Source organism: Tatumella sp. JGM118 (assembly GCF_018257515.1).
Taxonomy (GTDB): Bacteria; Pseudomonadota; Gammaproteobacteria; order Enterobacterales; family Enterobacteriaceae; genus Tatumella; species Tatumella terrea.
This window is the reverse complement of record NZ_JAERJR010000001.1, coordinates 521,984-544,089: the sequence shown is the minus strand read 5'-3', so window position 1 is coordinate 544,089 and position 22,106 is coordinate 521,984. Positions and strand designations below refer to the sequence as shown.

21 protein-coding genes and 1 pseudogene are annotated in these 22,106 nt (G+C 53.6%); 12 read left to right on the top strand and 10 right to left on the bottom strand.

The annotated features are described in order from the left end of the window. Window positions 1-126 precede the first annotated feature (126 nt). From rluB to JK223_RS02495, 3 genes are all read right to left on the bottom strand, one after another. Entirely contained in the window at window positions 127-1,062 is a 936-nt protein-coding gene (gene rluB / locus JK223_RS02505; RefSeq protein ID WP_212712622.1) for a 23S rRNA pseudouridine(2605) synthase RluB, read from the bottom strand. A 169-nt stretch (window positions 1,063-1,231) separates the two neighbouring features. Then, entirely contained in the window at window positions 1,232-1,852 is a 621-nt protein-coding gene (locus JK223_RS02500; RefSeq protein ID WP_212712621.1) for an L-threonylcarbamoyladenylate synthase, read from the bottom strand. Next, window positions 1,849-2,790: a PHP domain-containing protein gene (locus tag JK223_RS02495; protein ID WP_212712620.1), complete on the bottom strand. Its 942-nt coding sequence runs from the start codon at window positions 2,788-2,790 to the stop codon at window positions 1,849-1,851. The genes JK223_RS02500 and JK223_RS02495 overlap by 4 nt, the downstream gene beginning before the upstream one ends. A 236-nt stretch (window positions 2,791-3,026) precedes the next feature. On the opposite strand from JK223_RS02495, the gene JK223_RS02490 reads away from it, so the two are divergent. The 6 genes and pseudogenes from JK223_RS02490 (at window position 3,027) to JK223_RS02460 (ending at window position 10,025) form a co-directional block, all read left to right on the top strand. Next, on the top strand, window positions 3,027-4,589 hold the full coding sequence (locus tag JK223_RS02490; protein ID WP_212712619.1) for an anthranilate synthase component 1: 1,563 nt from the start codon (window positions 3,027-3,029) through the stop codon (window positions 4,587-4,589). Beyond that, a pseudogene (gene trpD / locus JK223_RS16845) lies at window positions 4,589-6,179 on the top strand (bifunctional anthranilate synthase glutamate amidotransferase component TrpG/anthranilate phosphoribosyltransferase TrpD). Before JK223_RS02490 ends, trpD begins: the two are co-directional and overlap by 1 nt. 2 nt (window positions 6,180-6,181) lie before the next feature. Continuing rightward, on the top strand, window positions 6,182-7,543 hold the full coding sequence (trpCF, locus tag JK223_RS02475; protein WP_212712616.1) for a bifunctional indole-3-glycerol-phosphate synthase TrpC/phosphoribosylanthranilate isomerase TrpF: 1,362 nt from the start codon (window positions 6,182-6,184) through the stop codon (window positions 7,541-7,543). A gap of 39 nt (window positions 7,544-7,582) precedes the next feature. Next, window positions 7,583-8,773 (top strand): tryptophan synthase subunit beta, encoded by a 1,191-nt coding sequence (trpB, locus tag JK223_RS02470; RefSeq protein ID WP_212712615.1) that lies wholly within the window; start codon window positions 7,583-7,585, stop codon window positions 8,771-8,773. Next, window positions 8,773-9,588 (top strand): tryptophan synthase subunit alpha, encoded by an 816-nt coding sequence (trpA, locus tag JK223_RS02465; RefSeq protein ID WP_212712614.1) that lies wholly within the window; start codon window positions 8,773-8,775, stop codon window positions 9,586-9,588. Before trpB ends, trpA begins: the two co-directional genes overlap by 1 nt. A 122-nt stretch (window positions 9,589-9,710) precedes the next feature. Beyond that, window positions 9,711-10,025: a BON domain-containing protein gene (locus JK223_RS02460; RefSeq protein ID WP_212712613.1), complete on the top strand. Its 315-nt coding sequence runs from the start codon at window positions 9,711-9,713 to the stop codon at window positions 10,023-10,025. A 69-nt stretch (window positions 10,026-10,094) separates the two neighbouring features. On the opposite strand, the gene ompW is transcribed toward JK223_RS02460, so the two are convergent. Then, window positions 10,095-10,727: an outer membrane protein OmpW gene (gene ompW, locus JK223_RS02455; protein WP_212712612.1), complete on the bottom strand. Its 633-nt coding sequence runs from the start codon at window positions 10,725-10,727 to the stop codon at window positions 10,095-10,097. 369 nt (window positions 10,728-11,096) lie between these two features. On the opposite strand from ompW, the gene JK223_RS02450 reads away from it, so the two are divergent. Genes JK223_RS02450 through yciA form a run of 3 tightly spaced genes read left to right on the top strand, consistent with a single transcriptional unit; the run spans window position 11,097 to window position 12,876 of the window. Continuing rightward, window positions 11,097-11,831, top strand: a complete 735-nt coding sequence (locus JK223_RS02450; RefSeq protein ID WP_212712611.1) for a YciC family protein — start codon at window positions 11,097-11,099, stop codon at window positions 11,829-11,831. A gap of 52 nt (window positions 11,832-11,883) precedes the next feature. Beyond that, the gene (locus JK223_RS02445) at window positions 11,884-12,420 is read left to right on the top strand and encodes a septation protein A (protein ID WP_212712610.1); all 537 of its coding nucleotides are present in this window, start codon (window positions 11,884-11,886) and stop codon (window positions 12,418-12,420) included. A 36-nt stretch (window positions 12,421-12,456) separates the two neighbouring features. After that, window positions 12,457-12,876, top strand: coding sequence for an acyl-CoA thioester hydrolase YciA (gene yciA, locus JK223_RS02440; protein WP_212712609.1), 420 nt, complete (start codon window positions 12,457-12,459; stop codon window positions 12,874-12,876). Between the two features lie 105 nt (window positions 12,877-12,981). On the opposite strand, the gene JK223_RS02435 is transcribed toward yciA, so the two are convergent. After that, window positions 12,982-13,782 (bottom strand): TonB family protein, encoded by an 801-nt coding sequence (locus tag JK223_RS02435; RefSeq protein WP_371813023.1) that lies wholly within the window; start codon window positions 13,780-13,782, stop codon window positions 12,982-12,984. Window positions 13,783-13,933: 151 nt separating this feature from the next. On the opposite strand from JK223_RS02435, the gene JK223_RS02430 reads away from it, so the two are divergent. Continuing rightward, complete coding sequence (locus JK223_RS02430) at window positions 13,934-14,230, top strand: YciI family protein (protein WP_212712608.1); 297 nt, start codon at window positions 13,934-13,936, stop codon at window positions 14,228-14,230. A gap of 688 nt (window positions 14,231-14,918) precedes the next feature. Here the strand turns inward: JK223_RS02430 and JK223_RS02425 are convergent. Then, window positions 14,919-15,116: a YciY family protein gene (locus JK223_RS02425; protein WP_212712607.1), complete on the bottom strand. Its 198-nt coding sequence runs from the start codon at window positions 15,114-15,116 to the stop codon at window positions 14,919-14,921. 137 nt (window positions 15,117-15,253) lie between these two features. On the opposite strand from JK223_RS02425, the gene cls reads away from it, so the two are divergent. Both cls and JK223_RS02415 read left to right on the top strand, forming a co-directional pair. Continuing rightward, window positions 15,254-16,714 (top strand): cardiolipin synthase, encoded by a 1,461-nt coding sequence (cls, locus tag JK223_RS02420; protein ID WP_212712606.1) that lies wholly within the window; start codon window positions 15,254-15,256, stop codon window positions 16,712-16,714. A gap of 39 nt (window positions 16,715-16,753) precedes the next feature. After that, complete coding sequence (locus tag JK223_RS02415; protein WP_029990344.1) at window positions 16,754-17,077, top strand: HI1450 family dsDNA-mimic protein; 324 nt, start codon at window positions 16,754-16,756, stop codon at window positions 17,075-17,077. Window positions 17,078-18,220: 1,143 nt separating this feature from the next. On the opposite strand, the gene oppF is transcribed toward JK223_RS02415, so the two are convergent. Genes oppF through oppB form a run of 4 tightly spaced genes read right to left on the bottom strand, consistent with a single transcriptional unit; the run spans window position 18,221 to window position 22,070 of the window. Beyond that, window positions 18,221-19,228, bottom strand: a complete 1,008-nt coding sequence (oppF, locus tag JK223_RS02410; protein ID WP_212712605.1) for a murein tripeptide/oligopeptide ABC transporter ATP binding protein OppF — start codon at window positions 19,226-19,228, stop codon at window positions 18,221-18,223. Then, entirely contained in the window at window positions 19,225-20,214 is a 990-nt protein-coding gene (gene oppD / locus JK223_RS02405; RefSeq protein ID WP_212712604.1) for an oligopeptide ABC transporter ATP-binding protein OppD, read from the bottom strand. The genes oppF and oppD overlap by 4 nt, the downstream gene beginning before the upstream one ends. A gap of 11 nt (window positions 20,215-20,225) precedes the next feature. Next, window positions 20,226-21,134: an oligopeptide ABC transporter permease OppC gene (gene oppC, locus JK223_RS02400; RefSeq protein WP_212712603.1), complete on the bottom strand. Its 909-nt coding sequence runs from the start codon at window positions 21,132-21,134 to the stop codon at window positions 20,226-20,228. Between the two features lie 15 nt (window positions 21,135-21,149). Then, a complete protein-coding gene (oppB, locus tag JK223_RS02395) occupies window positions 21,150-22,070 on the bottom strand; it encodes an oligopeptide ABC transporter permease OppB (protein WP_212712602.1) in 921 nt (306 codons plus the stop codon). Window positions 22,071-22,106: the final 36 nt, after the last annotated feature.

Sequence of the window (22,106 nt, the reverse complement as noted above, 5' to 3'; positions counted from 1 at the left end):
CCGGCATGGGCATTCTTCAGGCTATAGCCTTACAGGATCAATCACCACCTCCCTAGGAGGTGGTTTAGGGGTGACAATAAAAAAACCCCGCTGCTGCGGGGTCTTTGTCTGGCAGAACTGAGTGTGTCAGCCCTGTCCTTTATTACGCTTAGAGACCGGCTTAGCTGACCCCGGACGACCCGCACCGGGACGCCCCTGGGCCGAACGACGACCACTGCCATTGCTGCTGACCTGGGTATGCCGTTTCACTGCACGACGGATCTGGTTCGCTTTGGTACGGCGACGATCCTTCTCCACGGCCAGCTTGGTTTCTGTCTCATCCGGCATCCCCACCAGCTGGCGAAGATAGTTAACAGAGGTCAGATCCATCTCAGTGTAACCACCGCGGGGTAATCCTTTCGGCAGAGGAATATCGCCGTAACGGACACGGATCAGACGGCTGACCTGCACGCCCACCGCTTCCCACAACCGACGGACTTCACGGTTACGCCCTTCGGTCAGGGTCACATTATACCACTGGTTAAGCCCTTCTCCGCCCCCGAACTTCAGGGTTTTGAAAGCCGCAGGACCATCTTCCAGTTGTACGCCCAGACTTAACTGACGAATTTTATCATCATCGATCTGACCGAAGACACGTACCGCGTATTCACGTTCCACTTCGCGGCTGGGATGCATCAGCCGGTTAGCCAGTTCACCGTCGGTAGTAAACAGCAGCAGACCGCAGGTGTTTACATCCAGACGACCGACCGCAATCCAGCGGGCCCCGTTCAGACGTGGCAGACGATCAAATACCGTCGGACGGCCTTCCGGATCATTACGGGTACAGAGTTCACCTTCAGGTTTGTAGTACGCCAGAACGCGGCAGACCTGAGCCGCGCTTTCAGCCACCCGCACCAGGTGACCGTCAATACGAATTTTAAGCGCTGCCGTTGTATCAACGCGGTCACCCAGAGTGGCGACTTTGCCGTCTACGCTGACGCGACCTGCAGAGATCACAGATTCGATTTCACGCCGGGAACCATGCCCGGCACGTGCTAAAACTTTTTGTAACTTTTCGCTCATTGAGCAGCCTCACTGTCGCCTTCCCAGGCCTCAGGGTTAGGGTATATTTAATATAAAAATCAAATACTTACGTAAAAAATCACTGCCATTATACAGGATGACGGCCCCAATGTAACGTTATTTATCGGGCCGTACCTGTGGCACGGGCGCGGATCTCCCCGCCCGTCACTTAACTGAACGGGGCCGGATCACCACTGCCGACACGCACCACTTCCGGTGCCGGGCCCGTCAGGTCAACCACGGTAGTCGGTTGCTGACCGATAGTGCCTCCGTTCAGGATGAGGTCCACCTGTTTACCGATGCTGTCCTGGATATCTTCCGGGTCGGACTCTGCAAACTCATTACCAGGTAACATCAGTGTGGTCGACATCATCGGTTCGTTCAGGGCTTCAAGCAGAGCCTGCGCCACCGGATGTGCCGTTACCCTCAGGCCGATGGTCTTGCGCTTTTCGTTCATCAGGCGGCGCGGCACTTCTTTGGTGGCTTTCAGTAAAAAGGTGTAACACCCGGGGGTGTTATTTTTGATCAACCGGAAGGCACTGTTATCAACCTGCGCATAGACCGATAACTCAGACAGGTCACGGCACATCAGGGTGAAATGGTGATTGCCGTCCAGCTGACGTAGCCGGCAGATGCGCTCCATCGCCGATTTATCTTCCAGCCGGCAGCCCAGGGCATAACCGGAATCGGTCGGATAGACGATCACACCGCCCTTGTTCAGATAGTCAACCGCCTGGCTTATCAGCCGGGGTTGCGGGTTTTCCGGATGGATATAAAAAAACTGACTCATACTTCACTCCCGGTACCGGCCTGGGCCGGTACGTTATTTTGAATGTGCGGAAAACGCAGCCAGAGGGCTTCAATACCGGCAGGTAACCAGAGGTTTCTGCCCAGCTCTATCCACGCACAGGGCTGATGAAAATCCGAGCCCTGGGAGGCGGCGAGTCCGTATTCCTGTGCATACAGGGCGAGTTGCTGGCGTTCGTTCGGCGGCTGCTGACATTGCGCCACCTCCATCGCATCACCGCCAGCCTCGGCAAAAAATTGCAGCAACCGTTTCAGCCACTTAGTGGATAACTGATAACGTCCGGGGTGGGCAACCACCGCCCTGCCGCCGGAAAGCTGAATGGCTTCAATGGCCTGTTCAATTGTACACCATTGTGCAGGGACGTATCCGGTTTTACCGCGCGCCAGATAACTTTTAAACACTTTGGCAATGGTATCGGCTTTATTGCACTCCACCAGATAGCGGGCAAAATGCCCACGGGTGATCTCACCGTCACCGGCAAGCCTGCGTGCGCCCTCCAGCGCCCCGGGAATGCCGGCCTTCTCCAGCCGTGCGGCAATCTCCTCTGCCCGCTGCTGGCGTTTTTGTCGCTGGCTGTCCAGCAACCCGCAGATGGCCGGATGGTCAATATCCATCCCCAGGCCAACGATATGAATCTCATGGTTCTGCCAGCGGGTCGAGATTTCAACCCCGGTGATCAGTTGCAGAGGTAAACCGTGACGGGCTATGGCCTCTTTCGCCGGCGCAATCCCCTCCGTGGTATCGTGGTCCGTGATCGCCAGAAGATTAACCCCCCGCTCATGGGCACGCAGAACCAGGGCCTCCGGCGTTAACAGGCCATCGGAAGCCGTGGTATGGCTATGCAGGTCATACAAATTAAACGCCGTTCTGTCTGTCAAATTTACTCCATGTGATCTGTTGTCCGGGCACTGAACGGGCATTTTAGCAATAACTGCAAAAGATGTATTGACAATCCGCCGATGAACTAGTTAACTAGTACGCAAGTTCAGATAAGGATACTTCTCATGTGTATGACTGCAATGCTTTCTCTCCGCTGGTGGCGTATGACTCTCCCATAACAGGGCGATGTTTTCGTGCACCCGGCAGTCGACACAGTGCAGATTTCAGGGCCCGCTAACCGCGGGCTTTTTTTTGGATAGAATTCAGAGAAACAACGATGGCTACAGCAAAACCCGATTTAAAACTGATTACCGGTGATGCCCCGTACCGTGATGACCCGGCAGCACTATTCAACCAGCTCTGCGGTGCACGTCCGGCAACTCTGTTGCTGGAATCTGCCGATGTAGACAGTAAAAATAATCTGCAAAGTCTGCTCATCACTGACAGCGCCTTACGCATTACCGCATTCGGTGATACCGTGACCGTACAGGCCCTGTCTGAAAACGGCGCCAGTCTGCTACCTTTACTGGATGCCGCCTTACCGCAAGATGTGGAGATCGGTGTCAGACCCGATGGCCGCGAACTGCGATTCCCGCCGATTGACCCGTTGCAGGACGAAGACTCGCGCCTGAAATCGGTTTCTGTCCTGGATGCTCTGCGCCTGATCCCGACCCTGGTAAACAGTGACCCGAAACAACGCGAAGCGGTGATGCTGGGTGGCTTATTTGCCTATGACCTGGTCGCCGGGTTCGAAACCCTGCCGCAACTGACCAATGAACAACGCTGTCCGGACTATTGTTTTTATCTGGCCGAAACCTTACTGGTCATTGATCACCAGTCGCGGACGTCACGGGTACAGGCCAGTGTGTTTACCCCGTCGGTCAGCGAATTTGAACGTCTGCAACAGCGCGTCCACCAGTTGCATCAGCAAATGTTACAGCCTGCAGTCACCCCGGTGGCACAAAAAGTGGAACGGATGACCCTGAGCTGTAATCAGAGCGACGAAGTCTATTGTGACGTTGTCACTAAACTTCAGCATGCTATCCGCATCGGCGAAATTTTCCAAGTGGTGCCGTCCCGCCGTTTTTCTCTGCCCTGCCCGTCACCGCTGGCCGCGTATGAGACCCTGAAAAACAGTAATCCCAGCCCGTACATGTTCTTTATGCAGGACAGGGAGTTTACGCTGTTCGGGGCTTCGCCGGAAAGCTCACTGAAATACTCCGCCACCACACGGCAGATTGAGATTTACCCGATCGCCGGAACCCGTCCGCGCGGACGGAATGCGGCCGGAGAGCTGGACGCCGACCTGGACAGCCGCATTGAACTTGAAATGCGCACCGACCATAAAGAACTGGCAGAGCATCTGATGCTGGTCGACCTGGCGCGTAATGATCTGGCGCGTATCTGCGTACCGGGCAGCCGGCATGTGGCCGACCTGACGAAAGTTGATCGCTATACGTTTGTGATGCATCTGGTCTCCCGCGTCATCGGTAAACTGCGTGAAGATCTCGATGTGCTGCATGCTTACCGCGCTGTGATGAACATGGGCACCCTGAGTGGCGCGCCGAAAGTCCGTGCGATGCAGCTGATTGCTGAGTCCGAAGGGACCCGCCGGGGTTCCTATGGCGGGGCCGTAGGTTACTTCACCGGCACCGGGGACTTTGATACCTGTATTGTGATCCGCTCAGCTTATGTTGAAGACGGTATCGCCACCGTTCAGGCCGGCGGCGGTGTGGTGCTCGACTCCATACCTCAGGCAGAAGCGGACGAAAGTCGTAATAAAGCACGTGCGGTGTTACGTGCCATCGCGACAGCCCATCACTGCAAGGAGATTTTCTGATGGCTGATATTTTACTGCTGGATAACTTTGATTCCTTTACCTATAACCTGGTCGACCAGCTGCGCACATTCGGCCACCGGGTGATGGTTTACCGCAACAACCTGCCGGTCGACACGCTGACAGAACGTCTGCGTAGCATGGAAAACCCGGTGCTGATGTTATCCCCGGGGCCCGGAGCCCCTGCGGAGGCCGGCAGTATGCCCGCCCTGCTGAAAGCAATGCGCGGCAAGGTTCCGATTATCGGTATCTGTCTGGGCCATCAGGCAATCGTCGAAAGCTATGGCGGCGAAGTGGGTCAGGCCGGGGAGATCCTGCACGGTAAAGCTTCCGCCATCAGCCATGACGGACAGCATATGTTCAGCGGCTTACCGAACCCGCTACCGGTGGCCCGTTACCACTCACTGGTCGGCAGCAACATCCCGGCAGGGGTGACGGTTAATGCCACCTTTAACGGCATGGTGATGGCAGTCCGTCACGATAAGGACAAGGTCTGCGGCTTCCAGTTCCACCCTGAGTCTATTCTGACCACACAGGGGGCAAAACTTCTGGAACAAACCCTGGTATGGGCGCTCAGCGATTAAGGACAAGGATATGCAACAGATTCTGGAACAACTGTATCAGGGCAACATCATCAGCCAGGCCGAGAGCGAGCAACTGTTCTCTGCCATCGTCACCGGCGAAATGGACCCGGTCTCTCTGGGGGCCGCCCTGGTCGCCATGAAAGTCCGCGGGGAAACGCCCCCGGAGATTGCCGGGGCCGCCACCGCCCTGCTGGCCAACGCCCGTGCGTTCCCGCGCCCTGATTACCCCTTTGCTGACATCGTGGGAACCGGCGGCGATGGCAGCAACAGTATTAATATTTCCACCGCCAGTGCGTTTGTGGCGGCGGCCTGTGGCCTGAAAGTCGCCAAGCACGGCAACCGCAGTGTCTCCAGCAAATCCGGGTCGTCTGATTTACTGGCTGCATTTGGTATCGATCTGGACATGAGTCCGGAAACCGCTCGTCAGGCGCTGGATGAAGATAATCTCTGCTTCCTGTTTGCCCCGCAGTATCACAGTGGCTTCCGCTACGCGATGCCGGTGCGTAAACAACTGCAGACGCGCACATTGTTCAATGTCCTCGGACCGTTAATCAACCCGGCCCGTCCGCCGCTGGCTCTGATCGGCGTATACAGCCCGCAGCTGCTGCAGCCGGTGGCTGAAACCCTGCGGATGCTGGGATATCATCGTGCAGCCGTGGTCCATGGCGGCGGAATGGATGAGATTGCCGTCCACAGTACGACTCAGGTCGCCGAACTGCGGGACGGGGAAATCACCCGCTATGAGGTCAGCCCGGCCGATTTTGGTCTGGATTTTCATTCGCAGGAATCTCTGGCCGGCGGAACGCCCGGAGAAAACCGTGACATTTTGCGTCAACTGCTGCAGGGTAAAGGGCAGACAGCGCATGAACATGCCATCGCTATCAATGTTGCCATGCTGATGAAACTGTTTGGTCATGAAGATTTACGCCACAATGCTGAACATGCCATGGCGACCCTGCGTAGCGGGCGGGCTTATGACTGTGTCACCGCATTGGCTGCAAGAGGATAATCATGAAGGGTACCGTTTTAGAAAAAATTGTTGCCGATAAGGCCATCTGGGTTGCCGAACGTAAGCAACAACAGCCGCTGGAAACATTCAGGGAGACACTGACACCTTCTTCCCGCAATTTTTATCAGGCTCTGCAGCGTGACAAAAGCGCGTTTATTCTGGAATGTAAAAAAGCGTCGCCGTCGAAGGGATTGATCCGTGAAGATTTTGACCCGGCCACCATCGCCGGCGTTTACCGTCAGTATGCGTCCGCGGTGTCCGTGCTGACCGACGAGAAATATTTCCAGGGCAGCTTTGATTTCCTGCCGATCGTCAGTCAGGCCATTACCCAGCCGGTATTGTGCAAAGACTTTATTATTGACCCTTATCAGATCTACCTGGCCCGTCACTATCAGGCGGATGCCATATTACTGATGTTATCGGTGCTGGACGACCAGCAGTACCGTGAGCTGGCCGATGTCGCGCACTCCCTGAATATGGGGATCCTGACCGAGGTCAGTAATCAGGAAGAGCTTGAACGCGCACGGGTACTGAAGCCCCGGGTGGCCGGGATCAATAACCGCGACCTGCGCGACCTGTCGATTGACCTGGATAAAACCCGTCAGCTGGCCCCGCAACTGCCTGAAGACGCTATCGTTATCAGTGAGTCCGGTATCTACGACTACGCCCAAATTCGTGAATTACGGCAGTATGCCGGGGGCTTCCTGATCGGGTCGTCACTGATGTCGGAAGATGACCTCGACATGGCGGTACGTCGCGTCCTGACCGGCGATAATAAGGTCTGTGGCCTGACACGGCCTGAAGATGTGCAAGCGGCCTATACTCAGGGCGCCGTTTACGGCGGATTGATTTTTGCGGACGGTTCACCGCGCCAGGTCACCGAAGCCCGGGCTGCAGAGCTGACCCGTGCTGCACCACTGAAATTCGTCGGCGTTTTCCGTGATGATACCCCGGAACAGATCGCCGGGATCGCCCGCCGTCTGGGGCTGAGTGCTGTACAGCTGCACGGTGACGAAGATGCAGACCTGATAGCCCGCCTGCGCCAGCAGCTGCCGGATGACGTAGCCATCTGGAAAGCGTTCAGCATCAGTGATCATTTACCGGCACGCGACCTGCCCTGTGTGGACCGTTATCTGTTTGATCAGGGTAAAGGTGGCAGCGGTCAGTGCTTCGACTGGTCCTTACTGAAAGGCCAGGATCTGCGCAATGTTATGCTGGCCGGCGGCATCTCCCCTGAGAACTGTGCCGCGGCCGCGGATACCGGTTGTGCCGGTCTGGATATGAATTCAGGCGTCGAACGTGCCCCCGGTATCAAAGATACGGATAAACTGGCAGACGTATTCCGGCAATTACGGGCTTACTAAATAAAGACTCGTCATTCTGACGACACAGGAAATTGAGTTATGACGTTACTGAACCCTTATTTTGGCGAATTTGGCGGAATGTATGTTCCGCAGATCCTGATGCCGGCGCTTAGCCAGCTTGAAGAAGCCTTTGTCAGCGCCCAGCGTGACCCGGAATTTCAGGCCGAATTCACCGGATTACTGAAGAATTATGCCGGTCGTCCGACCGCGCTGACGCTGTGTCGTAATCTGACCCGCGGCACACGTACCCGCCTTTACCTGAAACGCGAAGATCTGCTACACGGCGGCGCTCATAAAACTAACCAGGTCCTCGGTCAGGCGCTGCTGGCAAAACGGATGGGTAAAAACGAAATCATCGCCGAAACCGGCGCCGGACAGCATGGTGTCGCCTCGGCACTGGCCTGCGCCCTGCTGGGGATGAAATGCCGTATTTATATGGGGGCGAAAGACGTGGAACGTCAGTCTCCGAACGTTTTCCGTATGCGCCTGATGGGTGCTGAAGTGATCCCGGTTCATAGCGGGTCAGCCACGCTGAAAGATGCCTGTAATGAAGCATTACGTGACTGGTCAGGCAGCTACGAGACGGCTCACTATATGCTGGGTACCGCCGCCGGCCCGCACCCTTACCCGACCATTGTGCGCGAGTTTCAGCGGATGATCGGTGAAGAAACCCGTGTCCAGATCCAGGAGCAGGAAGGACGTCTGCCGGATGCGGTCATTGCCTGTGTCGGCGGCGGTTCTAACGCCATTGGCATGTTTGCCGATTTCATTGATGAAACGTCCGTCGGTCTGATTGGCGTCGAACCCGCCGGTCTTGGAATTGAATCCGGTCAGCATGGCGCCCCGCTGAAGTACGGGAAAACCGGAATTTATTTCGGGATGAAAGCCCCGATGATGCAGACCGACGACGGCCAGATAGAGGAGTCTTATTCTATTTCTGCCGGACTGGACTTTCCATCAGTCGGTCCGCAACACGCCTGGCTGAACAGTATTGGTCGCGCGGAGTATGTGTCTGTTACCGATGATGAAGCTATTGAGGCATTTAAGGAATTATCACGCCACGAAGGGATTATTCCGGCCCTGGAGTCTTCGCACGCACTCGCCCATGCCCTGAAAATGGCCAGAGAAAATCCGGAAAAAGAGCAATTACTGGTGGTGAATCTTTCCGGACGTGGCGACAAAGACATTTTTACTGTGCATGACATTCTGAAGCAGCGTGGAGAATTCTGATGGACCGTTATTCTGAACTTTTTAAGCGACTTTCCGCACAAGGCGAAGGGGCCTTTGTCCCCTTTGTCACTCTGGGTGACCCTTCCTTTGAGTCTTCTCTGGAAATTATCGATGCCCTGGTCGCGGGCGGAGCGGATGCTCTGGAACTGGGCTTTCCGTTTTCTGACCCGCTGGCGGACGGTCCGACTATCCAGGCCGCTAACCTGCGCGCACTCAGTGCCGGCATGAATACCGAAAAATGCTTTGCATTAATCACTCAGGTCCGCAGCAAATACCCGGATCTGCCCATCGGTTTGCTGATTTATGCCAATCTGGTGTTCCGTCCGGGCATCGATGCCTTTTATGCCCGCTGCCGCGAGGCCGGGGTGGATTCTGTGCTGGTTGCCGATGTGCCGGTCGAGGAATCACAGCCCTTCCGTCAGGCGGCTATGCGCCATGACATCGCACCGATCTTTATCTGCCCGCCAAACGCCAGTGATGATTTATTGCGTGAAATCGCTTCTCACGGGCGCGGCTATACCTACCTGCTTTCCCGCGCCGGGGTGACCGGGGCTGAGAACAGTGCATCGGTGCCTTTAGAGCATCTGATCGTAAAACTGAAAGAATACCATGCGGCCCCCCCTATCCAGGGGTTCGGTATTTCCAAAGCAGAACAGGTGCGTGAGGTGATTCAGGCTGGCGCCGCCGGCGCCATTGCCGGTTCCGCCGTGGTGAAAATTATTGAGGCCCACCAGCACGAGTCCTCCGTTATGCTGGAGAAACTCACCGGGTTTGCCAGCTCACTGAAAGCGGGGACCCGACAGAACGTGTCCTGACGTGTAAAAGGCACTCTTGTGCCTTATTACGTTTAAAATTGGTAGTTCCCGGGAATGCGGTTAAACTTACTCATACCGGAAAAACTCCGGCAGATCATCACCATGATACAGGGAGGCATTAAATGAAGTTTGCTAAAGTTTTAGCCAGTGCTGTTATGGCATCCGTGGTCGCATTATCACTCGCGGCCTGTGCGCCAACACCGACGAAAGAAGGTACCGGTGGCTATATTGATGACACAGTGATAACAACTAAAGTTAAAGCCAAACTGCTGGATACTAAAGAACTGAAATCAACTGAGATTAATGTTGAGACGTTCAAAGGCCGTGTACAGCTGAGCGGTTTTGTGTCCTCACCTCAGGTAGCCAGTCGTGCAGTCGATGTCGCACGCAGAATACCGGGTGTAACCTCCGTGGTTAATAATATGCAGATAAAGTAGCGTGTCCCCGCTGCTATAAAAAAAGGCCGTCTGACGGCCTTTTTTTCGTCTGTGTCCCGCCCGGGATCCTCAGAAAGTGTAACCTGCCCCCAGGAAGAAGACCCACGGGTTGATATTGGTATTGATACTTTGCTGCTCGCCTGCGGCTTTAAACCGGACTTTGGTGTCGATATTCATATACCACAGTGAGGCATTCAGCATCCAGTGCTGGTTCAGCTGATAATCCATACCGACCTGCCCTGCAACACCCCATGAATTTTTCAGGCTTAAATCCGTTAAACCGCTATCACGACCGGTATCGTTAAATTTGTTATTGAAGAAGGCGGTGTAGTTTACGCCGACACCCGCGTAAGGCTGGAATTTAGAACTGTTATCCAGGAAGTAATACTGCGCCATCAGCGTTGGCGGGAGCTGATGAACGGTGGCCAGCGTACCGGTAGGTCCCAGAGCGACTTTATGGCGGAAAGGCGTGGCTGCCAGTAACTCCACACCAATATGATCGGTCGCCATATAGGTCAATGTCAGTCCCAGCTGCGTATTATTACTGACATCGAAGCCACCCATGCCTAACACATTATCAGATCCACCGGTCGGACGTACTGTTGCACTGCCTGCCCGGATAAAGAAATCTCCGGCCTGATGTGCCGACGCCACGGCAGGTAACAGTGCAGCAATCAGTAAGCCAATTTTTCCCAGTTTCATAGCCACTCCTCTCATGAACGCGCTTTGCTTTTTTAGTTTTGAAAATATGAACAATGTCTGAATTGTCCTTTGTGGTTTCTATGTTTATCGTGATTCATGGAGAAAATCATTCGTTTCCGTCACAAAAAATCCCTGAAAAAACAAAGCCTTGATTTAGATCAATTTTTAAGGGAGTTCTTAATGACCTTTTTTGAAGAAAAATTGTCCGGGACCGGAAAACCCGCAACGTTTTCCGCAATACTGTGCGGGAGAATTTCAGGGGTTCTCCTGTAATGATTAGATCCGAAAGTTATGTAAGTCAGGGTGCCAGAAAGGAAGCTAAACATGTACAATCAGGCGGTTAATCCATTTGTTTCCAAAGGAGTGTTCATGTCTCTCACGGCCAGCTCGTTATACCGTGATACCGCAAATTTTTTGCGCCACCAGTCAAAAACAATCGTCCTGATTTCACTGGTCAGTGCCTTTGTTACTGTGATCCTGGGCACTGTTTTCGCTCCGGGCCCCGATGAATTGTCGGCACTGACTCAGAACAGTGACAGCACCGGGTCACTGATCAGTCTGCTGCAGGGGATGTCACCCGAACAACAAAAAATATTACTGCATAGCTCTGCCGTCAGCACACTCGCGGCGCTGATTGGCAATACGCTGTTACTGGGAGGAATGTTGATCCTGCTGCCAGCGGTGTCTGCAGGTAAACCCCTCAGTGCCCTGGCGGCCATTGGCGGATCGCTGGGCTTTCTTCCGGCATTGCTGATCCAGACGTTTCTGGTGACGCTGATAGTCCAGATCGGGTTTATGGTCCTGCTGGTGCCGGGGATCATTTTAACCATCCTTTTCGCCTTCTCCCCGGTGCTACTGAGTCAGAAACAGGCCGGTCTTATCGGCAGTATGAAACAGAGTGTCCCTTTAGCCTGGAAGAATTTTAAAGTACTGGCGCCGGCGGTGATCTGCTGGTTACTGGCAAAAGTTATCCTGATTATTCTGTTTTCTTCGATGACCAGTTTGCCTGTCGCCTTCTCTTCCTTAATTGTGACTACGTTAGGCAATTTATTATCAGCAGCACTGGTTATCTATCTCTATCGTGCGTATATGCTATTACGATAATGTCTGTTTCTCATTTCCGGCTTACCCGCTAAGCCGTATTACCGGACCTGCTATGAAACAATTACTCGACTTTCTGCCCCTTGTGGTCTTTTTTGTCTTTTATAAGCTCTATAATATTTTTGTTGCCTCCGGCGCGCTGATTGCAGCAACGGCCGTCGCGTTGGTTGTCAGCTGGCTGCTGTACCGCAAACTGGAAAAAATGACCATTATCACCTTTGTGCTGGTCACCGTCTTCGGGTCCCTGACGCTGATCTTCCATAACGATGATTTTATAAAATGGAAAGTGACGGTTATCTACACCCTGTTTGCAGCGGCACTGCTGTTCAGTCAGTGGTGGATGGAAACCCCGCTTATTCAGTCCATGCTGGGTAAAGAACTGGTGCTACCTTCTGCGGTTTGGCGCCGGTTAAATATTGCCTGGGCTCTGTTTTTCTTTATCTGTGGCCTGATTAATATTTATGTGGCTTTCTGGCTGCCTGAATCGCTGTGGGTGAATTTCAAGGTATTCGGCCTGACAGCACTGACATTACTGTTTACGCTGATTAGCGGGTTGTATATCTGGCGCCACCTGCCTCGTGAAGAAAAATAACCGGGCCTTGCAGGCCACAGGATAAAAGAGAAAAGTATGACCGATACACTTAGACAGCCACAGGGTGAAATGGTATTGCGTACCCTGGCCATGCCTTCAGATACCAATCCTAATGGTGATATTTTTGGTGGCTGGCTGATGTCACAGATGGATATGGGCGGAGCCATACTGGCGAAAGAAATCGCTAATGGCCGGGTAGTCACCGTACGCGTTGACGGAATGACCTTTATGAAACCCGTTGCTATCGGTGATGTGGTGAGTTGTCATGCCCATTGTATTCGCACCGGTAACAGCTCAATCACCATTAACGTCGAAGTCTGGGTAAAGAAAGTTTCTTCAGAGCCTATCGGTAAGAGTTACTGCACCACTGAGGCTGTCTTTATCTATGTCGCGGTCGATGAGAGCGGTAAATCGCGTCCTCTGAATGAAATGATTGCCAATAAGCAGTTTCCGTAGCGCGTTATCCCTTGTCTGACAGAAGCTGTGAAAAACGCCTGATAACTTCATCAGGCGTTTTTTTTGGCTCCCGGTGAGGACACCCCGTGATTTCCGCGGACCCGGTTATTGAACAGAAGAGCTGCCATCAAGCTTAAACAGAATGGTCATCTTCAGACCGGTGCCCGGATTGCCGCTCTTGTAGCGCCAGCGCATCATTGCCATCCTGACCTCACGGTCAAACATCATCTTCGGCTGGGAATCAATAATACGGGCGTTCACGACCCGTCCGTCATTATCGACATCGAACTGTACCTGTACACGGCCTTCGAGATGGAACGCCAGTGCGCGAGCCGGATACGCCGGCAGGGAAATATTCTGTGGCTGAGGCTTACCGTCAGAGATACTGTGCTGATTCGAATTCGATTTCTGCGGGGCCGTCTGTGCTTTGGTCTGTAACGCGTTATCCTGATTCTGTGCCGCAGACGGTGCCGGTTTGGTCTCTTTCACCGGCTCACGCACCGGTTTCACTTCATGGTGAGGTTTAACGACCGGCTTCTTCACTTCATGCGGTTTTCTGACCACCGGCTTAGGTTTCACCACCGGTTTGGGTTTTTCTACCGGCACAGGTTTATCGACCTGAGGCTCTGGCCGTGGCTGTGGCGCGGGCTGTGGCGGTTCCGGCACAGGCTGCGGCGGTGTCTCAGGCTGGGGTTCGGGCTGAGGCTGTGCTTTTGCGGCTTCAGGCTGGACTTCCGGGGCAACCATAGACACATCGATCACCGCCTGTGGCGGTGGCACATTGATAACCTGATGAAATGACGCAAATAAGAGTCCTGCAATCACCGCGCCATGGAGAGCGACAGAAACCAGCATAGACAGCGGTAAACGTTTAGGAAAATCTTCGGTCAAAGTACTCATAGCCATCGCGTCAGTTCTTGAAAGCCCCCATTCTAAATGCAAATAGCAATCAGTTTCAATAAGTAATAACCATCCTGCCCCTGCCATTTTATTTGCACTGACCGCAGAGTTAGCTTAACGTTAAGGCTACAAACTGTTGCCCTGAGAGATTATCAACGTGTTATATGTCATTTATGCAGAGGATACCCCCGATTCACTGGAAAAAAGACAGTCTGTCAGACCTGCGCATCTGGCACGACTGCAGTTACTGAGGGATGAGGGGAAACTGGTTATTGCCGGACCCATGCCGGCGGTCGACAGTAATGATCCCGGGGCTGCCGGATTTACCGGTTCAACGGTGATTGCTGAATTTACTTCACTGGAAGAAGCGGAATCCTGGGCCAATGATGACCCTTATGTTGCTGCGAATGTCTACCAGAAAGTCACCGTAAAACCCTTTAAGCAGGTGTTTTAATCAGCAGTTGATTCACTGAAGTGAATTATTAAAGTCAATGTGGGACAAAATTTAAAGCGTATACCGACAGGTGAACTCCTATTTTTTGCCCACTTTTGAACCGAATTTTCGTGTCTCTCTGTTCTTCCGCCAGCACTCTCCCTCATTTAAGACTCCCGGGTTTCCCTGCCCTCATTAAGTGACAATCTTAACGTCGACATCATCCACAAGGGTCAATACCCTTAAACGGAGAACTCAGGGGAAACCTTTGAAAGCGATATCTGAGTATGGATTCCGTCGTCGATAGCGGGTATTGGTATCTTGCTGCCCGGTATTCAATCTTCAGGGTAACCGTGAATGGTCCGCCAAAGACGTAATACGCACTTGTGGCTAAAACAGCAAACAGTATTCAGGCGCACTTCTTAAGGATCGTTGCACCTGTACCTTTCCCTCCCTATCGGGTCTTTAGGGGGCGTGTTATCGCGGGAGTGTTTAACGCGGTGGTCCGCAGAGATGCAGCGTATCACGCAGGAGAAATAGCGATGTCAGACGTTGGTATGGAATGTCATCATCACGCCCGGAAGATGCAGGCACTGATATCAGATTCACTGATACTGAATACCGCAAATCTGACCAACGGCCCATGGCCGGTTAACCCGGTATCCCCGGCCGTCAGGGTGCCAGAACGTCCCTGCCACCCGGGTAAAACTCAGAAGTAATGTTTATCCGTTGAAGCCGGATGAGTGAGGATAAACAGCAGGGAACTACGCTGCTTTTTGGCTAACTGATGGCGGATAGAAATAATGCGCGTATAGCGCCGTGACTGCGCTTCCAGCCAGCGTATCTTGCGGCGATTCTTCTGCCGGGCCATCCGCCACCGGGCTACTTCATTTCTGCTTCGCTTCATCGTCCCACCCTCTGCCACGTTATCACGGCATTATACGCCAATGGCCCGGCGATCCAATGACCGATTAGAAAAGGTTTCACAATAACGTAACTCAACGTAAACTCATTACACGAAAGCGTGAACCGGACTTCCACTTAATGACGACATTCTATTCCCTGCTCAACGGGTTAATATTATTTGGCTACTGGCTATTGATTGCAGGGGTTACCCTCCGGATCCTGATGAAGAGAAGAACCGTATCCTCTTCGATGGTCTGGTTGCTGATTATCTATATCCTGCCTCTGGTCGGCATTATCGCTTATCTGAGCTTCGGTGAACTCTATCTGGGTAAACGCCGTGCAGAACGCGCGAGAACGATGTGGCCCTCCACCGCCCGCTGGCTGGCGGAGTTAAGAAAGTCCTCACACATTTTCGCGACCCGGTCCAGTGATGTCGCCAGTGCGCTGTTTAAATTGTGCGAGCATCGCCACGGGATTGCCGGTGTCCGCGGTAATCAGCTTACGTTACTGACACACCCTGATGATGTGATGGCTTCGCTGGTCAAAGATATCCGCCAGGCCAGCCATAATATCGAGATGGTCTTTTATATCTGGCAGCCCGGCGGGCTGGCCGATGAAGTGGCCGAAGCCTTTATGGATGCTGCTCAGCGGGGTGTTCACTGTCGCCTGATGCTGGATTCCGCCGGTAGCCGCCAGTTTTTTAAAAGCCCGTGGCCAAAAAAACTACGCAAGGCCGGTATCGAGGTTGTCGAATCCTTACAGGTTAATCTGTTGAGGGTTTTCCTGCGACGCATGGATCTGCGGCAACACCGGAAAATCGTACTGATCGATAATTATATTGCTTATACCGGCAGTATGAACCTGGTGGACCCGCGCTTTTTCAAGCAGGATGCCGGTGTCGGCCAGTGGGTCGACCTGATGGCCCGCATGGAAGGCCCTGTGGCCATCACGCTGGGCATCGTTTACTCCTGTGACTGGGAGATAGAGACCGGTAAACGGATTTTACCTCCGCAACCGGACCAGGTCGTGATGCCGTTTGAACAAGCCAGCGGCCACATTATTCAGGTCATCGCTTCCGGACCGGGCTTTCCGGAAGATATGATCCACCAGGCGCTGCTCACTGCGATTTACTCGGCACGTGAACAACTGACCATGACCACACCCTACTTTGTCCCCAGTGATGACCTGCTGCACGCTATCTGCACCGCCGCCCTGCGTGGTGTGGATGTTCGCCTGATCGTTCCTCAAAAGAACGATTCCATGCTGGTCGACTGGGCTAGCCGCGCATTCTTTACTGAACTGCTGGAGGCTGGCGTAAAGATTTATCAATTCTCTGACGGTTTGCTGCATACCAAAAGTGTGCTCGTCGACGGCGAACTGAGTCTGGTCGGTACCGTCAACCTGGACATGCGCAGCCTGTGGCTGAATTTTGAAGTCACGCTGGTGGTGGATGATGGCGATTTTGGTAATGATGTCGACCTGGTACAGCAGGATTATATTGAGCGATCAACACGGCTGAGCGGTGCGGAATGGGCGAAACGCTCATACTGGCGGCGGATTCTGGAACGACTGTTTTACTTCTTTAGTCCTTTGCTGTAAAAAAGCCGCATAGACACTTTTGATAAGTACAGGCTAAATATGGATCTGAATAATCGTCTTACTGAAGATGAAACGCTGGAGCAGGCTTACGATATTTTTCTTGAGCTGGCCGGAGATAACCTGGAACCGGCAGATATCATTCTGTTTAACCTGCAGTTCGAAGAGCGTGGCAGCGCTGAATTACTGGACCCGGCTGAAGACTGGCAGGAACATGTCGATTTCGATCTGAATCCTGATTTTTTTGCTGAGGTGGTTATTGGCCTCGGTGAGACTGAAGCAGACCCTGTGACAGATATTTTTGCCCGTGTACTGCTCTGCCGTGAAAAAGATCATAAGCTGTGCCATATTCTGTGGCGTGAGTAATGATTCTCCGGGCTGCCAGCCAATAAGCCCGCTGTCACCGCCGCTCCGCCGGCGGTGTCACCCTCCCGGTGCTCAAAGACACTGCACAATACCCTCCTGTTTATAGCAGTAACACCCTCCCGTCTGTTCCGGCTCTTATCCTTAAAGATTCGTGACACCGCCGATTGAGATATAACCCGGACCGTTAACTACGTATGAAACGGGAGCGGATACGTTTATTTCATGCATCCAACGGATGCGTTCGCTTTCAGGGTGATCAAAAGTACTACGCTACACCATCCTGTTTATTGCCGTAACGCCCTCCCGTCTGCTCCGGCTATTATCCTTAAAGATTCGTGACGCCGCCGATTAAGATATAACCGGGCCGTTAACTACGTACGATACGGGAGCGGATACGTTGTATTTCCTGCCTCCAACGGATGCGTTCGCTTTCAGGGTGATCAAAAATACTGTGCTACACCCTCCTGTTTATTACCGTAACGCCCTCCCGTCTGTTCCGGCTATTATCCTTAAAGATTCGTGACGCCGCCGATTAAGTTATAACGCAGACCGTAAACTACGTACGATACGGGAGCGGATACGTTGTATTTCCTGCATCCAACGGATGCGTTCGCTTTCCCTGAGCCCCCCCGGAGGCACTGCGCTACTGCGCCCTGTTTACCAGTGATTTATTCAGGCTCTGCCTTTGCGGTTATTCTGCGGGTTCCGGACGGGCATGGAGGCTGACAGCCTCCGTCACCAGATTTCCGGCGCCGCAGCACCTTTATCCCGGGGAGCCATCGCTTAGCCCTCCCGAAAATGGCCGCTGGTATCGCCCTTTCGGCTGTCTGACCTGAGAAATGCCAGGGTACACGCTCAGGGAGGTCATGCCCGTCCTCCCGCCATCGCATGGCTTACGCAGAGGTGGGACATGAAATCGGCTGGCAGGGACTGATAACGGCCCACAAAGTCCGGGTCGCGTCAGACCCGCGGTACAGTATATGACAGGGTTTTATTCTTTCAGAATTTGGACGATTCTTCGGGGGGGCGTCGTGCCGGGGATGACAGAACCGACGGTCAGGAGTGGAGTCTTCGGGAGAAAAGAAGCCGGGTAACCCCGGCTTCCTGTGACGTGTGTCGATCACCCACCCGTCATATTAGCTCTCAGAGTGCTTCAGCTTTCAGACAGGCAACCGTATGGGTGGCATCGCCCTGTATCTGAGGCCGCTCATTCCGGCACCGGTCCTCCGCCAGCGGGCAGCGGGTACAGAAGACACAACCCCGGGGCGGATTAATCGGTGAAGGTAACTCACCCTCCAGTAACTGAATAGTTTTGTTCCTTTCCAGTTCCGGGTCCGGCAGCGGGACAGCTGACATCAGTGCCCGGGTATAGGGGTGTGCCGGTGTGGTATAGACTTTGTCATCATCACCCGTTTCAACCGCATGCCCGAGGTACATGACCATAACCTTATCGGAGATGTGTTTTACCACCGCCAGGTCATGGGCGATAAAGATTAACGCCAGCCCCATTTCCCGTTGCAGCTTTTTCAGCAGATTAACGACCTGCGCCTGGATAGACACATCCAGCGCCGACACCGGCTCATCACAGATAATCAGTTTAGGCTCCAGAATCAGCGCCCTGGCGATGCCGATCCTCTGGCACTGGCCGCCAGAGAACTCATGAGGATAGCGGTTAATCATATTCGGCAGCAGACCTACTTTCTGCATCATAGCCTGCACGCGTTCCCTGATTTCTGCGCCGGAAACCCGCGGACGCCGGCTGCGCAGCGGTTCTGCAATGATGTCACCGATGGTCATTCGCGGGTCAAGCGAGGCGAGCGGATCCTGGAAAATCATCTGGATATCCCCGCGGGCCTTTTGCCATTCTTCCGCATTCTGGCCGCTAAGTTCTTTGCCCATCCAGCAGATACTGCCTTCGGTGGCTTTCACCAGACCGATCACCGCCCGTGCCAGCGTCGATTTTCCGCAACCAGACTCCCCGACCACTCCGAGGGTTTCTCCCTGATGCAGCCGGAAACTGACACCGTCCACCGCTTTCAGTCTTTGCGGAGATTGCCAGAACCATTGCTTCTTTTGTCTGACATCAAACCAGACTTTTAACCCTTTGACTTCAAGCAGTAACGGGTTCCGGGATTCATTGGCCGTTATCATTGTACTTCCTCCACACTTCTGTGGCAGGCTCTGATCCTGCCTTCTGCACTCATGACGGCAGCCGGTGAGGTTTCACACACCGGCATCGCAAATTCACATCTCGGACGGAACGGACAGCCGGAAGGTAAATTCAGCAGGTTAGGTGGATTCCCCGGGATGGTGCGCAGTTCACTGTCCTCACGATCCAGCCGCGGCACCGCTTTCAACAGGCCACGGGTATAGGGGTGAGCAGGACGGGCAAACAGCTCATTGGCGGTGGCATACTCCATTGTGCGGCCACCGTACATCACCAGCACTTTGTCACAGCCCCCGGCGACCACACCCAGGTCATGGGTGATCAGAATGATTGAGGTCGAAAACTCCCGCTTAAGCTCATTCAGCAATGTCATGATTTGCGCCTGCACGGTGACATCCAGTGCCGTGGTCGGTTCATCGGCAATCAGCAAACGCGGCTGACACAACAATGCCATCGCAATCATAACCCGCTGACGCATGCCGCCGGAAAATTCATGGGGATACATCTTCATACGCTGTCGTGCAGCCGGTATTTTTACTGCATCCAGCATTTTTACACATTCTTCAAATGCTGTTTTATGACTCAGTCCTTTATGCAGCGTCAGCACTTCAATCAACTGCTCACCGACTTTCATATACGGATTAAGGGAAGTCATCGGGTCCTGGAAGATCATACCAATCTGCCCGGCACGCAACTGATTCAGCTGTTTCTCGGGCAGGTTCAGCAGCTCCTGGCCGCGAAATTGTGCTGACCCGGCGACTTTGCCGTTTCTGGCCAGTAAGCCCATCAGCGCGAACGCGGTCTGGGACTTACCCGAACCGGATTCGCCGACAATCCCCAGTGTTTCGCCTTCGTTCAGATCAAAGCTCAGGTTATTCACCGCGGTAACATCACCATCGTGGGTCGAGAAAGTGACCCGCAGATCTTTTACCGCCAGTAACGGCTGCGGCCGGATGTGTTCAACAGTCATTGCGGTGCTCCTTAGCGATCTTTCGGGTCGAGGGCATCACGCAGGCCATCGCCGATAAAGTTAAAACAAAACAGAGTGACCACCAGAAAGCTGGCCGGAAACAGTAATAACCACGGGGAGACTTCCATGGAGTTTGCCCCGTCACTTAACAGAGCGCCCCAGCTGCTCAGTGGCTCCTGGGTCCCCAGGCCAAGGAAACTCAGGAAGGATTCAAACAGGATCATTCCTGGCACCAGCAATGAGGCATACACCACGACGACCCCCAGCACATTCGGGATAATGTGTCTGATAACAATGCCGCTGGTGGAGACTCCGGCCACCCGTGCCGCTTCGATATACTCTTTGCCTTTCAGAGCCAGCGTTTGCCCGCGGACAATACGCGCCATATCCAGCCAGGACACCATCCCGATAGCGACGAAGATCAGCAGGATATTGCGGCCAAAGAAGGTCACCAGCAGAATGACGAAAAACATGAACGGAAAGGAATTGAGGATTTCCAGCAGACGCATCATGAAGGCATCGGTTTTACCACCGACGTAGCCGGCAATCGAGCCATACAGCGTCCCGACAATCACGGCGATCGCCGCTGACGCGATCCCCACCATCAGAGAGATACGCCCGCCAATCGCCACCCGCACCAGCAGATCGCGGCCTGACGAGTCAGTGCCGAACCAGTGGCCGGAACTTAAATCGGGCGCAGCAGACATCATATTCCAGTCGGTATCATCATAGGCAAATGGCGATAACAGCGGCGCGAAAGCCACGAACAGAACGATCAGCAGCAGCAGAAACAGGCTGACCAGTGCCGCACGGTTATGAATAAAACGGCGACCGGCATCCTGCCACAGGCTGCGTCCTTTAATCGGGCTCTCACCCAGTAAACTTTGCGTAAGCTCTTTATTTCTTTTAAATAAAATCATGGTTAACTCCCGCCATCAGTAGCGAATTTTCGGGTCGATAACGGCATACAGAATATCGACGATGGCGTTAAAAGCAATGGTCAGCACCCCGACCAGGATCGTCAGGCTGAGTACCAGTGAATAATCGCGGTTCAGTGCACCATTCACAAACAACTGCCCGATGCCCGGCAACCCGAAAATCGACTCAATCACCATCGATCCGGTAATGATGCCCACGAAGGCTGGCCCCATATAGGACACCACCGGCAGTAATGCCGGACGCAGGGCGTGACGGAAGACAATCCGGCGCATCGGCATGCCTTTGGCACGTGCCGTACGGATATAGTCAGAATGCATCACTTCAATCATTGAACTGCGCATGATGCGGGCAATACTGGAGATATACGCCAGCGACAGGGCCAGCATGGGCAATAACACGAACTGCCATTGTCCGCCATTCCATCCCCCGCCGGGCAGCCATTTCAGGGTAATAGCGAAGATCAGGACCAGTAGCGGCGCGACAACAAATGAAGGGATCACCACACCGGTCATCGCCACCCCCATCACAGCATAGTCCCAGAAGGTGTTTTGTCGCAGAGCAGCAATAATGCCGGCACCGATACCGCACACCATCGCAAAACAGAAGGCTGCCAGCCCCAGCGACGCAGATACCGGGAAGGCCTGGCCTATCAGATAGTTAACACTGAAATCTTTATATTTAAACGACGGTCCGAAGTCGCCGTGGGCCAGTTTGACCAGATAGTCAACATACTGTTCGCCAATAGGCTCATTCAGGTGATAACTGGCTTCGATATTCGCCATGACTTCCGGGGGGAGATTACGCTCTCCGGTGAAAGGGCTGCCCGGGGCCAGCCGCATCATAAAGAAGGAGATAGTAATTAATATAAACAGCGTCGGGATCGCCTCTGCGACCCGCCGCAAAATAAATTTTAACATGGCATTACCTTAATTCCATTGCTACCGACATTTCTG